The sequence below is a fragment of the Clostridium hydrogeniformans DSM 21757 genome (genome assembly GCF_000686705.1).
Lineage (GTDB): Bacteria > Bacillota > Clostridia > Clostridiales > Clostridiaceae > Clostridium_Z > Clostridium_Z hydrogeniformans.
Genome location: NZ_JMLJ01000003.1, coordinates 266,321 through 283,322 on the forward strand (window position 1 = coordinate 266,321; position 17,002 = coordinate 283,322).

A 17,002-nucleotide genomic window follows, 5' to 3' on the forward strand; every position below is an offset into this window, starting at 1 on the left:
TTTATAAATAGCGTTTTTCTTAATCTTTGTCCAGAATATTTTATTCTAACATGTTAACTTTTTTCATATGATTTAATGAATCAAAGGTCTAATTGTCCTTATATCTCTATATAATCATTATGACTTTTAATTTTTATTTCATATTTATAAAGTTATTACATCAAAACCTAGTTACCTATTGTAGCCAAATGTCTAAAAACTTATTTTTTATTAAATGGAGGTTATATTATATGAATACGAAGTACAAAATAAATCCACCTGCAAACGAGACTATAAAGAGTTATGTTATCGGTACACCTGAAAGAGTAGAATTAAAAATCGCATTAGATAAGCTATACCATTCTCAAAAAGATATTCCTTTAATTATAGATGGAAAGGAAATTTTCACAAATATCACTGAAGAATGTATTATCCCCCATGAAAAAGGTCATGTGCTAGCTCGTTATCACAAGGCTACAGAAAAAGAACTTAAAATGGCTATAGATGCTTCTTTAAAGGCAAAGGAAAGATGGGAAGCAACCTCTTGGTATCAAAGAGCTGCTATATTTAATAAAGCTGCTAACTTAATAAGTGGTAAATATAGAGCACTGTTAAATGCTGCTACCATGTTAGGTCAAAGTAAAACTGCTTATCAAGCTGAAATAGACTCCTCCTGCGAACTTATTGATTTCCTTAGATTTAACACTCACTTTATGGGAGAAATTTATAATGTCCAACCTGATTCAACTGTTGATGCTTGGAACAGATTAGAATATAGACCTCTTGAAGGGTTTGTTTTAGCAATATCTCCTTTTAACTTTACAGCTATAGGTGGAAACCTATGTACAGCGCCTGCTATGATGGGTAATACTGTTGTATGGAAACCTGCTAGTACTGCTGTTTATTCAAATTATATATTTATGAAAATACTTATGGAAGCTGGAATTCCTGATGGAGTTATAAACTTTGTACCTTCAAGTGGATCTCTCATATCAGAAGTATGTGTAGAATCAAAAGATTTAGCTGGAATACACTTTACTGGTTCAACAAATGTATTCCAAAATCTATGGAAAAAAGTTTCAGATAATATTTCAACTTATAAAACATACCCAAGATTAGTAGGAGAAACTGGAGGTAAGGACTTTATATTTGCTGATAATACTGCTAATATTGATGAATTATCTACTGGAATTATACGTGGTGCTTTTGAGTATCAAGGGCAAAAATGTTCTGCTGCTTCAAGAGCCTATATACCTAACTCAATTTGGCCTTCTTTACGTGAAAAGCTAATTGATGCTGTTTCTAAAATAAAAATGGGTAATGTAAGCGAATTTGACACCTTTGTGGGAGCTGTTATTGATGAAAGTTCCTATACCAAAAATATGAAATATATAAATAGAGCTCATAGTTCTAGTGATGCAGAAGTTATAGCAGGTGGCTCTGGAACAGATAAGGTTGGATACTTTGTACAACCTACCATAATTCAAGCTCTAAAACCTGACTATGAAACTATGACTGAAGAACTGTTTGGCCCTGTAATTACAATATACGTTTATGAGGACGAGGCCCTTGATGAAACCTTAGATCTTTGTGATACAACATCTGTTTATGGACTTACAGGAGCTATCTTCTCTAATAATCGTTATAATATAGAGCACATGCTTTATAAACTAAGAAACTCTGCAGGTAACTTCTATATCAATGATAAGCCAACTGGAGCAGTTGTTGGTCAACAACCATTTGGTGGCGCTAGAGCATCTGGAACTAATGATAAGGCTGGAAGTCACCTTAATCTACTTAGATGGGTATCCCCTAGAACTATAAAGGAAAATCTATACCCACCTACTAGTTTCGAATATCCATATATGTCAAATCATCAAGCTGAAAAAGCTAAATCATCAGGTAAATCTGATCTTGGCCTTGATTTTATGAGTCTATAATACACATAAAAATAATTAATAAAAGAGTGATTATGCATATTGATTTATATCCCATGCATAGTCACTCTTTTAAATTATTTCTATGTTTTTATAACATTATCCTATTCTATTGTTATTTGCAGACCAAAAGATATTTTCATCCTACTTCCAGAATTCAGAAATAAACTTTTTTCCTTTTATAAGTAAAGAATTTATAATCCCTCATATACATTAAATTATTTTTATTTCAAATTCAAATTTCTATGATACTTTTTATATATTATCTTAGGAATCTTATTCATATTAACTTCTGCATAACCTCTTAACTAAATTGGAATTTGTACGTTACTTAAAGATAAACTAAGCGTTTTCATACATATCATAAACTATATATCCTGAAATTCCTTCAAGAGAACCAGAATATGTTTCTTGATACATCATACATTCAGGAGCTTGCATAGGCCATCCACTTGTTGGATAAATATTGTACTTTGATGACATTATAAAACCAAGTTTATTATAAAATGCTGGGTTACCTTCAACTTGAATTCCTTTATAGTCCTTCTCTTTTACTTTTTCAATTCCTAATTTAATCATAGTAGAACCCACACCTTGTCTAAAATAATCTGCATGAACAGATACTGGTGCAAGCATTACTGTTTCAGTCTTTTTGATATTTATATCATAATCTGCCTTTTTTGCAGTTGTTGATAGTGGAAAATGTGAAAACATAAAATGTCCAACTATTTTTCCATTAATTTCGGCCACTAGTGATAAATCTGGAATATAGTATTGACCATCACGTATTTCTTTAATTAATGCCACGATGTCTGTCCCATCTGAGTAATCTGTTCCTTTGGAAAATGAACGAATCACTAGTTTATTTATTTCTTCGAAATCTTTCTCATTTTCTATCCTTATTGTTATATCTCTTCTCATAAGAATTATTTATCCTCCTATAAAATTACTATTTACATATTAGTGAAAGGGTGTGAGCTCACTCAAGTTTAGATTGTGCTTATACTTCAGAGTTTTTCAATGCCCTCAGTCCTGTTTCACGAATGGAATTCAATTCATTTTCGTTAAATAGATTTGCATTAAATAGATTTAAATACTCTTGAGATATTGTTTGATTGAAGATCAGCAAATCATCTGTATTTATAGTGACAGGAATTCCAGCATCATATAGTTTTCTAATAGGATGAGAAGCATAGTTTTCCACAAGTCCAAGCATTATATTGCTTGTAGGACAAATATTTAATTGAATTTTATTATCCGCTACCCATTTCATGATTTGTTTGGAATTTGCTGCTGCAATACCATGATGAACTTCTTGGAGTTCCAATTCTTCAACAGCTTCCATAATATCATCGGCAGTTCCAAATTCACCAACATGAGCCCTTAAAAGTAAACCCTTGGATTTTGCCAATCTGAATATATTCTTAAAATTTTTTATTGGCTGTGCAGGTCGCTTTTAGGAATGCATTGCATTTCAATTATTGAATTATTATTTAAGGCTTTAGTAAAATCTTTCATAAAACAATACACCTCAACATCATACAAAATATACATTCATATCCTAATATTTATACATAACTTTAACAACTAAATACCACAACTGCAAGGCATATAGTTTATTAATTTTCTGATACTCATTAGAAAAGGAAGATGAATCATTTACAAAAATCCTTATTAGACATGGTCTACAAACCACTGTAGATTTTGTTCCATTATTGCTTTATGAAGTCCTGGTTTATGAGGCCCATGTCCCATTCCCTTAAATATTACAAGTTCACTTTCTACTTTTAAGTCTTGTAGTCCTCTGTAAAGCTCATATGCATTTGGAACAGGAACCCTCTTATCATTTTCACCATGTTGTATAAGAGTTGGTGTGCAAGCAGTTTTTATATATGTCATAGGAGAAGTTTTTGCATATATTTCTGGATCATCCCATGGCGTTGCTCCTAGGTATGACCTGGTGAATGTTGTTATATCAGTATTTACATAATAGGTAGTCCAGTTGCTTATTCCTGCTCCTACAGAAACTGCTTTGAATCTATTACTAAAGGTTGTACAAAAGGCTGAAATATATCCCCCTTGGCTCCACCCCATGACTCCAACTCTTTCATTATCTATTACTCCCTTTTCTACTAGGAAATCTACCCCTGAAATAACATCTTCATAATCTCCTACTCCAAGCATTCTAAAATTACTGGTCAAGAACTTGTCCCCATAACCTGAACTTCCTCTATAGTTAGGCTCAAGAACCACAAAACCTCTCTCTACAAACTGATCAATTGGATATACTTTATTCATATTATGAATAGGGAATGATGCCCATGTTGGTCCACCATGTATAACTACCAAAAGTGGATACTTTTTATTAGAATCATAATCATATGGCTTGGATAAAACTCCTTCTATCTGAAGACCATCCTTAGTGCCCCATGTTATAAGTTCTTTTTTACTTAGCAGTTTATTCTCATATACTCTGCTTTCATTGGTTATTCTTTCTGAGTTTATGTAAACCTCAGCTGCCTTATTTTTTTCTGATTTAATATAGGCTATATTTTTACCATCAGGAGTACTATCTGCATCATCTATATAACATTCATCATTACTATAGATTGGAGAAACTTCACCCTTTTCAGAAACCATTCCTATTTTATAGCTGGCTCTATCCTGCCAGTTTGCAAGTATTCCTCTACTTGTCCATTTAATAGGCATAACACCCCTATCAAACTCAGATAATCTCATTATAGTTTCTTCTTTTTCAACATCGTATATCTCTAGAACAATCTCTTCATAAACATTCCATTCATAATATCCTGGTTCTCTTGGAGTTTTAGCAAACGCAATCTTATTTCCATCTGGAGAGAATACAACCTTTGAAGTAACCACTCCAATAATATTGAGCTTTTTTAAGTTTTTAGCGAGAATATCTAATATATATATATTTGTTTCTTCATCTCTTATATCTCCTGTGGGAGTACATATAAGGGCAGCTTTTTTCCCATCAGGTGATAGGTTAAAACCTCTCACACTAAAGTCCTTAGGGTTTGTTATATAATCTTTAATATCCTTAGATTCTTCCTTGTCATCTTTCTTCTTATTACTAAGCTCTTTAAATGATTCAATTGCCTCTTCTATCCCTACATAGCATAAATAATCATTCTTATATTCTTTATCAACATATTCAAATTCTCCATAAGTTTCTTTACGTTTTTTTAAATCCTCTGAGTCAGCTTCCCTAGTAGTATAATATATTCCCTTTCCATCAGGTGACCAGATAAATTTATTTACACCTTCCTTGGAATTTGTAATCTGGATTCCATTGAACTCGTCAAAGGTTTTCAAAACGATTTGCTTTCGAGCCTTTTCTTTTTCCCCTACCTCTACAATATAGGCTAAATAATTTTTATTTGGAGCCCATACGGGGCTACTACTTTCAAATTTTCCCGTTGTGATTGGATAATGCTTTTGATCCTCTACTTCATAAACCCATACATGATTTCTGTATACATTTTCAGATAAATCAGAAGTCCTTTTAACATATGCAATAACTTTTCCTTCTTTACCAATGCTTATTGATTGAAGCCATGGCATTTGTACCAACTCATCAATTGAGGTATAGCTTGTCTTATTCATAAATTCTTCAATCCTTTCTCTATAATAGAATTTGTGCTATAGCAAGTAATATTTGGTAATTTAAGCACTTTCTTTAATTATATAGTATAATTTGGATTTATTGAACTATTTTAAATGATGGTCAAGCACAATTTCTAAGAGTTCCTTATTGTAATGTAGGACTAAAGGTTATTCCCGAGAACTTGACTGATGAATAAGTATTATTTTTAACTGCTATCTTACTTACTTCTCTTTGAGATATAGATATGGCTGAGGTTAAACCCGGAGATACTTTTGTAGTATTAATCCGTGGACCTGTAAAATTTTCAACTCAAAAGTGGGCTATATATAAAGGATAAAAGAGAATAATTGCTGTAGACTGTATAGATTATAAGCTAGAGTATGCTAAAAAATATAACCAAGTGGAAACAATAAATCTTGAACATCACGACAATACTGAATAATATCTAAAAGAACTTACTAGTGGAGGAGCTGATGCTGTAGATTGTGTGGGCATGGATGGTAAAATGTCTAATATAGAAAAGATATAAAGCCTCTTAGAACTTCAAGGTGGATCAAAATCAGCTATAAAAATGTCAACACAATCTGTAAGAAAGGGAGGTACTGTTATGTTGATAGAAGTCTACAGGGCTAAACTTTCCGACTTTAAGTATTTTTCTCTATTTTAGGTTTTATGATTTAATTCTACATTCCTAAGTAAATAAAAAAACATTTCACTATTTCTAAACTAATCTTTAATTGCCTTTCATTTGAATTTATTAAACCTATTATGTTAATATAAACTTTAGAGGTGATTTCATGAAAAAAATAGTAAAAGTTGTTGGGGCAATTATAGAAAATGATAAATCAGAAATTCTTTGTGCTTTACGTTCAAAGGATATGTCTATATCCAAAGTTTGGGAATTTCCTGGTGGAAAAATTGAGACTGGTGAAAGTATAGCTAATGCTATAATTAGAGAAATTAAAGAAGAGTTAAATTGTGATATTGAATTTATATCTTTATTCAATGACAATACTCATGAATATGAAAATATAATAGTTAACTTAATAACAGTTAGATGTGAACTTGTTAATGGTGAACCTACAGCTAATGAGCATGCAAAATTATTATGGATGCCTATTGAATACTTAGAAAGCTTAACTTGGGCTCCTGCTGATGTTCCAGTTGTAAAACAATTAGTTAAAAATATAGAAATAAAAGCGAGGTAATCCCCCTCGCTTTTAAACCTTTTTTATAAACTCCGTATATAAACTTTCTAAAACTTTGTTTTGTAATTTTAAAATAACTGTTATTGGTTTTTCACCTTCAAATCTTATAGTATCACCTTTTCCCATATAGATATATGGCTGAACTTTATTATCAATTTCTTTATATTTTCTGACAAATAAATGTAGGTTAACTTGATTTTCTTTATTGAAAATTATATTTTTTCCTCTATCAGAAATTTGTGTTGTATTATTAGGTGTTTGCCATTGAAACATACTTCTATTTATAAATTTATCTTTATAATTTATACTTTCCTTAATATCTTCACCCTTATGTAAATCAACAAATAGAAAATACTCTTTTCCATTACTATGAAGTCCACTCCCTCTAAATGAACTATGAATCTTTTCATAATTTGATAATAAGGCTACATCTATCATTTGATATTGTTCATATAATTTTAAAAATGGTACTCCAAAGTTCTTGCTTCCATATCTTTTTTCATATGTTATAAGACCATAATTTAATAAATCTAAAAATATATTTTTAGATTCTTTATCGGCTAGTATTTTTTCAAATGATATTAATCTAATTAGCTTACCATTAGTATACTGAAATAATTTAATGTTCTTATCTTTTTCTCTAGTATCATAAAACTCTTGACTTAAATTTTTAAATGCATGAATAATAGTCCTCTCATCAACAGTATCTAAATATTTTAAAATTACCCTTTTAGCTATGTTAATATCTATTTCATTTACATTAAGTAAATGCTTTATTATAGCGAATTCATGTGGCCTTTTTACTGGCAATTTATTTGATAATTCTTTAAGAGTTTTATTGATTTCATCATTATCCTCTTCTTCTACATAATATCCAGCCTCAACTTTTTTCAAGAAACCTTGGTAGGTCTTAGAGTAATTAATAAACTTAAGTGGATTTGGTGCCCCATCATATTTAACATAATCCATCAGATTATATGGAATTTTTCCTCCCAATAGACTTTTGAATTCATTATATTCCTCTTTAAGATATTTTAAACTATTAAAGTTCTCTGTATTTAATTGATCTAAAATTCTTTCTTGTGATATTCTATCCATTTGTATATTAGAACATCCTGGTATATCACTAAAATCAGTTGCAACTGCTATCTTTAAACTATCTTTATCATAATATCGTCCACCCTTTAATGCTAATGCAATTAAAAATGCTTTGTTATGATTTCCTATAAAGTCAAGCACTGTTAAAAAGCTTTTGCTTTTATGCTTTCTTAAACCTCTTCCTAACTGTTGTATAAACACAATTGGTGAGTTTGTTGGTCTTAACATTAAAACTTGGTTTATTGAAGGTATATCAACTCCTTCATTAAATATATCTACCGTAAATATAACTTTTAGTGAGTCATTATCATTCTCTAGTCTTTTCATAAAGGCTTGTCTCTTATCAATAAAATCTTCACCTGTTAGTGCTATACTATCAATACCTATTTTTTTAAACTCTTCTGCCATATAATATGCATGTTCTTTATTTATACAAAAACCTACTGCTTTTTGTTTAATTCCATCAAAACCATAGAAATCCATTTTTTCTTTTATAAAATTCACTCTAGAATTAATCATAAGTTTTTTAGATACTTCAGATATATTATCTAAGTTTATACCTTCATAATTCACTGCATCTATATCTGTTATTCCAAAGTAATGAAATGGTACTATTAATTCATTTTCTAACGCATCATTTAGCCTTACTTCTAATGCAATATTATTATCAAACACATCAAATATATTACCAGCATCACATCTTTCTGGAGTAGCTGTCATTCCTAATAGAAACTTAGGATTAAAGTATTTTAAAATCTTTTCATATGTTGGACTAGTACTATGATGAGCTTCATCTATTACAATATATTCAAACCTATCTTTCTTAAAATTTTCTAAATTTCTTTCCATGGTTTGAACTGTAGCAAAAAGATAATCTGCTTTTAACTCCTTTGCGTTTCCTGTATAAAAGCCCATTGTAATATTTTTGTTTTTACATAAACTTCTATAAGTTTTTTCAGAATCACGAAGAATATCTTCTCTATGTACTAAAAACAGTAACCTTTTAGGATTAAACTTCATTACATCAAAAGCAGACATATATGTTTTACCTGTTCCTGTTGCTGCGATTACTAAAGCTTTATCTTCACCTGTTCTTCTTAATCTATCTAAATTCTCTAATGCCTCCTTTTGCATTATATTAGGTTTTATTATTTTATAATCATTAAATTCTACTCTACTCTTATTTTCTTTCTCTCTTATACTATTTATGAAGCTTTCATATTTCTCTAAGAATTCCTCATCTACAAAACCCGTTGTATCCCATAAATTTTGATATTCTTCTAATACTTCTTGTACAAACTCTGTTTCCTTCTTAGATATAACCATAACATTCCACTCAACATTACTTTTTAAAGCTCTTTGAGTAATATTTGATGATCCTATAATAATTTTATAATTCTCTTCATTTTCAAAAATATATGCCTTAGTATGAAATCCTCTTTCCTTATCTGCAATAAATACCTTTAAATCTATATTTTTAAATTTCCTTAATCTATCTAATGCCTTAGGTTCTGTAAAATTTAAATAGGTTGAAGTAATTATTTTCCCCTTTACCTCTCTATCCTCAATTTCTTTAAAAGAATCTAGAAGCAATTGTAACCCACTAAAATTAACAAAAGCTACACTAAAATAAAAACTTTTACACTCACTTAAACTCTGCTTTAATTCCTTCAAGAGATTTCCTTGCTTAGAATTTATTATAAGCTTATTTTTAATAACATACTTATCTTCAATTACTGACTTAGGACTTATTTCTAAGTCAAAGCTTTCAGAAATACCCCTCTCATTTATATCCTCTAATATCCCCTTCATGTAAATCTCCTCTATTCTGTATAATTAATGTCATTTTTAATTATATATCAAATACGAATCTTGAGCTATCAGTATATATGTAGATTAATATTATATCCTAATCATTTTTATTTAAATAAATCCTTTATCTGATGAAAATTTTTTTTATTTACTTATAAAAAACAATCTGCAATCAATTAATTGCAGGTTGTTTTTTCATTTAAAATAATTTAATTACTTATTGTACAATTGATTTCTCTCTAGACTTAATATAAGTATCAATATCTTCTATAATATACTCTTGACCATTTGAATGAAGTGTATCATAGAAAGATGTAATATAATAAATACAGCGCCTGAAAATATATTGATTTTATTTAGTAGAGTTTCACATTCCTCCAAAGCTCTTATGGTATATTATTCTAAAATCACCAATTATTTATACAAAAAAACAGTAGATAGATTTGACTTTACACAAATCTATCTACTGTCCCTTCATAAATCTTATTTATTTTTCCAAGTTTTATTAATGCCATTAACTACGTACCATATTAATTTGAATTTAAAAAAGCTGACTACTATTTAATACAGGTATCAGCTTTAATCTTTTCATATATCCTCCTTAAAAATATAAAAAATTTATATTTATTTTGTTATACCATATTCATCAATTATAAAATAGTTAATTCTTCTTGAATATCTTCAGATGATTGGATAACTAATAGTGTAGAACCTAAAAAATATACCCTTTTATAGGGTATATCCACATTCTCTTTGTTATTTACTATATTAAAATTAAGGTGGAGGCTATCTCATAACCTCCACCCCTACAAAATAATTATCATAAAAAACTATTTACAGAAAAACTTTCATATAATCTTCTTTAATGTTCTTAATATATCACTTTTAATATAAATTCTCTTTATATTAATTATTATTTTTGGATTTATTACTATTCTCTTTACCATTCTCTGATTTATTGTTATTTTCTATTTTATTAGACTTATCTTTATTGGAATTATTAGATTTATTATCATTTGATTCTTTAATATTCTCTTTTGCTTTTTCTCCATTATTTGTTTTTTCTTTATTATTATTTGAATTTGAATTATTGTTTTTGTTTGTGGAGCTCTCGTTATTATTTTTATTTACAGAGTTCCCATTATTATTTTTATTTTCTTGATTACTACTTCCTTTGCCATTAGAATTTGTAGTTTGTTTTTCCTTTTCCTTAGTTTCTGTTTTACTATTTTCTGTTTTATTTTCTTCTTTTTCTTTAACCCTTTGCTCCTTTATTGCTTTCATAATATCCTTAACTGAAGAGTTTGCATATTCATCTAAAGTTGCTTCTGGTTGCACTTTTTGAAGCTTCTGAATTAAATTTACTTTTCCAGGGGATATTCCTAATCTTTCAGCTTCTTCAAATCTTTCTTTATTAACATTTTCTTTTATTACCTCAGTATTTTTTATTTCTTCTTCCTTTAAACCTTCTTCTGCACCTATTTCTGCTTCATCTAATAGCTCATCACTTGTTGAAGTAATCATAACTGCATTTTTATCATCATTAACTATGTAACCATTGTCCACTGAAGATTCTACTAATAATTTTATAGCTTCATGAACATTCTTATTCTTTATTTTTAATTCTTTGCTTATAATCTCTCCATCAGAATTTAACGCTTCTACTTTTATTACTTTGTTATATCTATTAGTTGTTAGTTTTACACTAGGATTTATATCAAGTGTTAAATAATCTTTTGGAGCTGCATAAGAATATCCAAAACCACCTATTCCAAATAATAAAACAAGTGATACTGCGAATGCTATACCTTTTTTCATAATTAATCCCTCATTTCTTTCATATTCATCACCAATTTTTAGATTCATTTTATTTTTAACCTTTTTAAATCTACCTTTATTATCAATAACAATCATATGGTTGTCATTTACTTCTACAACTAAGGCTCTTTTCATATCAAACCTCCAAATTTATATATTCTCTTATATATTGGTAATCACCTAAGAGTATTATCAGCACTGATATTATATACTTTCGTGATCTCTCTATTGTTTTCCGGGGTATATTAGTATTTTCCTCAATTTTTGCTATTGGAATCTTATTATTTAAAGATATTTCCTCAATAATATCCCCATTTTTTATTATGTAATTAATTATTTCATTATATCGTTTTCTGGTGGACTTCCATTTAGGAGAAGCCTTTATTAACTCCTTAAAAGTTATGTTATATTTGGACAATTCACCAATTAAGTTTTCTATTTCAATTTTTCTTAAATATGAAATATCCTGATTTTCATAATTTTCTATGGCTTTATTTAAGAAAAACTTGTCCTTATTATCTTCATCTTCTTCTATAAACTTCTCATTTAATAGTGATTTATTTTTTCTATAATGATCTATTAATCTAAATTTTATAACTCTCTGAGCATAGGAAAAGAAACTTCCTTTGCTTATGTCATAGCCTTTTATAGACTCATAAAAAGCCATAAGAGCTATACTATATTCATCATCATTTTTTATATCTATATATCTATTTAGTGATTTATTACAATAAGCTATAATAAATTGTTTATAATCATTAATGAAAACATTTATCTGCTCATTATCATTTTTAATTACCATAACCTGTTCATTGATATTCTCTAACATAACTCACCTCTTCATAATATAATTCGTATCCATAAATATCATTTTTGAGGTACTTAGAAAATTTTTCATATTAAAGCTTGAAAGGAAAAGTTCAACTTATTCTTTTGCTTATACTAAAAAATAATCTAAACAACAAAATAAACTCATTGATAATACAATTGAAGAATTATCAATGAGTTTATTTTCACTTATTTATGCTATTAACAACTTTCTTTAACCTTAATCATTTTATACATTTCATCATTAATCACATTATAGATAGCCTTAGCAACTCCTAATTTATCATTGCTATCTGTTATGTACTTAGCTATAGCCTTGACTTCTGGTATAGCATTCTTCATTGCAACAGTTTCCTCAAATATTTCAAACATTGAGTAGTCATTAAAACTGTCTCCAAGAATCATAACATCTTCTGTTGCTATTGACATATTCTTAGCTACTTTTTCTAAAATAATTCCTTTTTGAGCATTTATATCAGTTATTTCTATATTATCTCTAAATGATGATGAGATTGCTAATCCTTCAATTTCCCCAATAACCTTTTTCATTTTATCTATAAATTCTATATCTTTATGAAAAGCTACAAACTTTCTCACTTCTACTCCACTTTCAAAGAATTTATCTATATCTTCAATATACTGCAAGTCTGTAAAAAATGCTTGATCCTTAGCTACTTTTCTTGCCTCATCCTCTGTTAAGGATGGATTGAATGTCATAATTCTAAATATAACTTCTTGAAATGCCTCTTCTCTTGTAGATATAGTAAAGACTCCTCTATCTGTAAATATACGAGCTGAAAGTTTGTTTTTATCTAATATTTCTAATATCTTTTTTGCATTTTCTTTCTTTATATTTACAACCTCTAAGATATTTCCATCCTCATCTCTATATTCTGCTCCATTTGAAAGAACACACTGAGCCTTTATATTATGCTTCTCTAATATTCCCTTAACACTATCATATTCTCTGCCTGTAGATATTGCAAATATTATACCAGCCTCTTCTGCCTTTCTAATTGCATCAACAGTTTCCTTATCTATGTCATGATCATTATTTAATAAAGTTCCATCCATATCTGATGCTATAAGTTTTATCATTAGAAATCCTCCGTTAAAAATCTATTTTGTCGTTTATTATATAATATCATATATCTATGGATATTATATAAAATCTCTAAGGAATATATCTAAACTTTCTTAATCCACTGGAAATGTATATCTTAATTATAAATATAAAATAAAAACACGACTACTGCCGTGTTTTTATTTTATGAGGTTTTGTATATGTTAACTTTCTCTTATAACAAATTTGATTGTAAATATTTATCCATGGATACTGCTGCTTTTTTACCTGCTCCCATAGCTAGAATTACTGTTGCTGCTCCTGTAACTGCATCTCCTCCTGCATAAACTCCTTCTTTGGTTGTACTACCTGTTTCTTCTTCTGCTACAATACATCTTCTCTTATTAACTTCCAAGCCTTTAGTTGTTGAAGAAATTAATGGATTTGGAGATGTTCCAAGGGACATTATTACAGTATCTACATCCATAACAAATTCTGATCCCGGAACTTCAACTGGACTTCTTCTTCCAGATTCATCCGGTTCTCCAAGTTCCATTCTTATACACTCCATTCCTTTAACCCATCCCTTTTCATCTACTAAGATTTTTTTAGGATTAGTTAATACATCAAATTTTACCCCTTCTTCCTTAGCATGATGTACTTCTTCAATTCTGGCTGGAATTTCAGATTCTCCTCTTCTATAAACAATGTGACTTTCAGCACCTAGTCTTAAGGCAGTCCTTGCTGCATCCATGGCCACATTTCCTCCACCAACTACAGCTACCTTTCTGCCAACTCTAACAGGAGTATTATATCCTTCTACTGCAGCCTTCATTAAATTAACCCTTGTTAAGAATTCATTTGCAGATAATACTCCATTTGCATTCTCTCCCTCAATTCCCATAAACCTTGGAAGGCCTGCTCCTGATCCTATAAATACAGCTTTAAATCCTTCTTCTTCAAACAATTCATCTACTGTTATAGTTCTTCCTATAATAACATTAGTTTCAATCTTAACACCAAGCTTTTTAATGTTTTCTACTTCGCTCTTAACAACTTTTTCTTTTGGAAGTCTGAATTCTGGAATTCCATATTCTAAAACTCCCCCTGCTTTATGAAGTGCTTCAAAGATAGTAACATCATATCCCTTTTTAGCTAAGTCCCCAGCACAAGTTAATCCTGCTGGTCCTGAACCTATTACAGCAACTTTAATACCATTTTTAGGTGCAGTTTCACTTAAATCAACATTATTTGTAGATGCCCAATCTGCTGTAAATCTCTCTAACTTACCAATAGATACAGATTCACCTTTTATTCCTAGAACACATTTTCCTTCACATTGCTTTTCTTGAGGACAAACTCTCCCACACACTGCTGGAAGTGAACTATATTTTGAAATTTCCTTTGCAGCATCTTCAAAGTCTCCTTCCTTAACATGTGAAATAAATCCTGGAATATTTATTGATACAGGGCATCCTTCTACACATTTTGGATTTTTACAATTTAAGCATCTTCTAGCTTCTTTAACTGCTTCTTCTTCATTATATCCTAAACAAACCTCTTCAAAATTCGTTGCTCTAACCTTTGGATTCTGTTCTCTAACAGGTACTTTTATCATTCTATCCTTCATATCCATTTTTACTTATCACCTCTACAACCACAGCCCCCATGACTATGAGTACTACCTTCTTCTAATGCTAATTTTGCTTTGCCTTCATCAGTTTTATACATAGCTTGTCTTCTAATTGCCTCATCATAATTTATTAAATGCCCATCAAACTCTGGTCCATCAACACAAGCAAATTTAACTTCTCCTCCAACAGTTACTCTGCAAGCTCCACACATTCCTGTACCATCTACCATTAAGGGATTTAAGCTTACTGTAGTAGGTATCTCTAGTTTCTTTGTTAATTGTGCTGCAAATTTCATCATTATCATAGGTCCTATAATAATTGCATGGTCATATTCATTTCCTTTATCAACTAGACTTTGAAGACAATCTGTAACCCTGCCATTAAATCCATAACTTCCATCATCCGTTGCTATATAAAGATTTCCAACTACCTCTTCCATTTCTTCTTCAAAAATTATTAAATCTTTACTTCTAGCTCCAACTATAACATCAACCTCTATTCCATTTTCATGAAACCATTTAACTTGGGGATAAACAGGTGCAGTCCCAACTCCACCTGCAATGAAAATTATCTTTTTCTTTTTTAATACTTCTAAATCTTCATGAATGAATTCGCTAGGTTGTCCTAATGGCCCTACAAAGTCTGCTACATAATCACCAACTTCATATTTTTCTAGCTGCTTTGTACTTTTTCCAACAGTTTGAAATACAATACTAACTGTTCCTTTTTCTTTATTATAATTTGCTATAGTTAATGGAACTCTTTCACCTTTTTCATCATTCTTAATGATAATAAATTGACCTGGTTTTGCTGATTTTGCTACTCTTTTAGCTTCTATGTCCATTAAAAATATGTTATTTGTAAGCTCTTTTTTACTAACTATTTTATACATTTATGTTCCCCCTAAGCTGATTATAAAAGACCTTTATCTGGTGTTACTAATATTTTAACGTGGTTTTTCTTTTCCGGACCTGTTAATGCTCCAAAACCTTCCTCTACTATATTATCTAAATATATTTTCTTTGTTATATATCCTTCTGCCTTTATTCTTCCATCATTAATTGCTCCTATAGTTGCTGGGAATTCATGTCTATAAGCTAATGTTCCAACAATCTTCTTTTCAGTAAATACTAAAGTATTTGGATTAAAGGATACTGTATTTTCCCATATACTTGTTATAACCATAGTTCCTTCAAACTTTAAGCTATTTATACCTATATCAAAACCTATTTGAGCTCCTGTAGTTTCAAATGCTACATCAACCCCTACCCCATTAGTAAGTTTTTTAACTTCTTCAACTATATCAACTTCATTAGGATCTAAGACAACATCAGCACCTGCTCTTTTAGCATATTCTTGTCTTATAGATTTTCTTTGTAATACTATTACTAATTTTGCCCCTGCTGACTTTAAACACTCTATAGTTGCCAAGCCTATTGGACCTGATCCTAATACTAAAGCAGTATCTCCTATTTTAAAATTACCTATTCTAATTGAATGTAATGCTACTGCCATTGGTTCAACTAAAGCTGCTTTCTCATAAGACATGCCTTCTGGAATTTTATGTACAAATTCTTCTGGAAAAACTGTATATTCAGCAAGTCCTCCACCACTTCCACAAAGTCCATGGAAACCTAGTGATGAACATAGGTTATACTTTCCTTCTAAACATGCAGGACATTTACCACAAGAAACTATAGGTTCAACTATTACCCTATCACCTATTTCAAATTTAGTTACACCTTCACCAACTTCAACAACTTCTCCTGAAAACTCATGACCTAAAACTACAGGTGCAGTGGTTCCACTTAAAGGATGAGGTTGTCCCACTGGAATAAATATAGGACCTCCTAAATATTCATGTAAATCTGATCCACAGATACCACACCATTTTACTTTAATTTTTATATTTCCTTTTGTAACCTTTGGTTCGTTAATTTCCTCCACCCTAACATGATTTTTTCCATACCATAGTGCTGCTTTCATAGTAAATT

At 29.9% G+C, this 17,002-nt stretch carries 13 protein-coding genes; 2 read left to right on the top strand and 11 right to left on the bottom strand.

All coding sequences use genetic code 11. The annotated features are described in order from the left end of the window. Window positions 1–230: 230 nt before the first annotated feature. Window positions 231–1,919, top strand: a complete 1,689-nt coding sequence (gene pruA, locus BR69_RS19655; protein WP_084315163.1) for an L-glutamate gamma-semialdehyde dehydrogenase — start codon at window positions 231–233, stop codon at window positions 1,917–1,919. A 339-nt stretch (window positions 1,920–2,258) separates the two neighbouring features. Here pruA and BR69_RS0101155 read toward each other — a convergent pair whose 3' ends face one another. The 3 genes from BR69_RS0101155 to BR69_RS0101165 form a co-directional block, all read right to left on the bottom strand. Beyond that, complete coding sequence (locus BR69_RS0101155; RefSeq protein WP_027631533.1) at window positions 2,259–2,837, bottom strand: GNAT family N-acetyltransferase; 579 nt, start codon at window positions 2,835–2,837, stop codon at window positions 2,259–2,261. A gap of 79 nt (window positions 2,838–2,916) precedes the next feature. Then, the gene (locus BR69_RS19660) at window positions 2,917–3,354 is read right to left on the bottom strand and encodes an amidohydrolase family protein (RefSeq protein WP_084315165.1); all 438 of its coding nucleotides are present in this window, start codon (window positions 3,352–3,354) and stop codon (window positions 2,917–2,919) included. 236 nt (window positions 3,355–3,590) lie between these two features. Continuing rightward, window positions 3,591–5,546, bottom strand: coding sequence for a S9 family peptidase (locus BR69_RS0101165; protein ID WP_027631534.1), 1,956 nt, complete (start codon window positions 5,544–5,546; stop codon window positions 3,591–3,593). Window positions 5,547–6,344: 798 nt separating this feature from the next. On the opposite strand from BR69_RS0101165, the gene BR69_RS0101175 reads away from it, so the two are divergent. After that, window positions 6,345–6,755, top strand: a complete 411-nt coding sequence (locus BR69_RS0101175) for a (deoxy)nucleoside triphosphate pyrophosphohydrolase (protein WP_027631535.1) — start codon at window positions 6,345–6,347, stop codon at window positions 6,753–6,755. Between the two features lie 12 nt (window positions 6,756–6,767). Here BR69_RS0101175 and BR69_RS0101180 read toward each other — a convergent pair whose 3' ends face one another. From BR69_RS0101180 to BR69_RS0101210, 8 genes are all read right to left on the bottom strand, one after another. Further along, window positions 6,768–9,665 (bottom strand): DEAD/DEAH box helicase, encoded by a 2,898-nt coding sequence (locus tag BR69_RS0101180; protein WP_027631536.1) that lies wholly within the window; start codon window positions 9,663–9,665, stop codon window positions 6,768–6,770. Between the two features lie 217 nt (window positions 9,666–9,882). After that, window positions 9,883–10,008 carry a DUF3791 domain-containing protein gene (locus BR69_RS22415; protein ID WP_084315193.1) on the bottom strand — a complete coding sequence of 42 codons (126 nt, stop codon included), beginning with the start codon at window positions 10,006–10,008 and terminating at the stop codon, window positions 9,883–9,885. A 563-nt stretch (window positions 10,009–10,571) separates the two neighbouring features. Beyond that, complete coding sequence (locus BR69_RS0101185) at window positions 10,572–11,618, bottom strand: anti-sigma-I factor RsgI family protein (RefSeq protein ID WP_027631537.1); 1,047 nt, start codon at window positions 11,616–11,618, stop codon at window positions 10,572–10,574. Between the two features lies 1 nt (window position 11,619). After that, a complete protein-coding gene (gene sigI / locus BR69_RS0101190; RefSeq protein WP_027631538.1) occupies window positions 11,620–12,312 on the bottom strand; it encodes an RNA polymerase sigma-I factor in 693 nt (230 codons plus the stop codon). A gap of 200 nt (window positions 12,313–12,512) precedes the next feature. Next, complete coding sequence (locus BR69_RS0101195) at window positions 12,513–13,409, bottom strand: Cof-type HAD-IIB family hydrolase (protein WP_027631539.1); 897 nt, start codon at window positions 13,407–13,409, stop codon at window positions 12,513–12,515. A gap of 200 nt (window positions 13,410–13,609) precedes the next feature. Beyond that, window positions 13,610–15,010: an NADPH-dependent glutamate synthase gene (gltA, locus tag BR69_RS0101200; protein ID WP_027631540.1), complete on the bottom strand. Its 1,401-nt coding sequence runs from the start codon at window positions 15,008–15,010 to the stop codon at window positions 13,610–13,612. Between the two features lie 2 nt (window positions 15,011–15,012). Continuing rightward, entirely contained in the window at window positions 15,013–15,900 is an 888-nt protein-coding gene (locus BR69_RS0101205; RefSeq protein ID WP_027631541.1) for a sulfide/dihydroorotate dehydrogenase-like FAD/NAD-binding protein, read from the bottom strand. Between the two features lie 20 nt (window positions 15,901–15,920). Then, the gene (locus tag BR69_RS0101210) at window positions 15,921–16,994 is read right to left on the bottom strand and encodes a 2,3-butanediol dehydrogenase (RefSeq protein ID WP_027631542.1); all 1,074 of its coding nucleotides are present in this window, start codon (window positions 16,992–16,994) and stop codon (window positions 15,921–15,923) included. Window positions 16,995–17,002: the final 8 nt, after the last annotated feature.

Bases quoted from the DNA above. Each gene is read 5' to 3' on its own strand.
- pruA (WP_084315163.1), top strand. From the start codon at position 231: ATGAATACGAAGTACAAAATAAATCCACCTGCAAACGAGACTATAAAG.
- BR69_RS0101155 (WP_027631533.1), bottom strand. From the start codon at position 2,837: ATGAGAAGAGATATAACAATAAGGATAGAAAATGAGAAAGATTTCGAA.
- BR69_RS0101165 (WP_027631534.1), bottom strand. From the start codon at position 5,546: ATGAATAAGACAAGCTATACCTCAATTGATGAGTTGGTACAAATGCCA.
- BR69_RS0101175 (WP_027631535.1), top strand. From the start codon at position 6,345: ATGAAAAAAATAGTAAAAGTTGTTGGGGCAATTATAGAAAATGATAAA.
- BR69_RS0101180 (WP_027631536.1), bottom strand. From the start codon at position 9,665: ATGAAGGGGATATTAGAGGATATAAATGAGAGGGGTATTTCTGAAAGC.
- BR69_RS0101185 (WP_027631537.1), bottom strand. From the start codon at position 11,618: ATGAAAAGAGCCTTAGTTGTAGAAGTAAATGACAACCATATGATTGTT.
- sigI (WP_027631538.1), bottom strand. From the start codon at position 12,312: ATGTTAGAGAATATCAATGAACAGGTTATGGTAATTAAAAATGATAAT.
- BR69_RS0101195 (WP_027631539.1), bottom strand. From the start codon at position 13,409: ATGATAAAACTTATAGCATCAGATATGGATGGAACTTTATTAAATAAT.
- gltA (WP_027631540.1), bottom strand. From the start codon at position 15,010: ATGGATATGAAGGATAGAATGATAAAAGTACCTGTTAGAGAACAGAAT.
- BR69_RS0101205 (WP_027631541.1), bottom strand. From the start codon at position 15,900: ATGTATAAAATAGTTAGTAAAAAAGAGCTTACAAATAACATATTTTTA.
- BR69_RS0101210 (WP_027631542.1), bottom strand. From the start codon at position 16,994: ATGAAAGCAGCACTATGGTATGGAAAAAATCATGTTAGGGTGGAGGAA.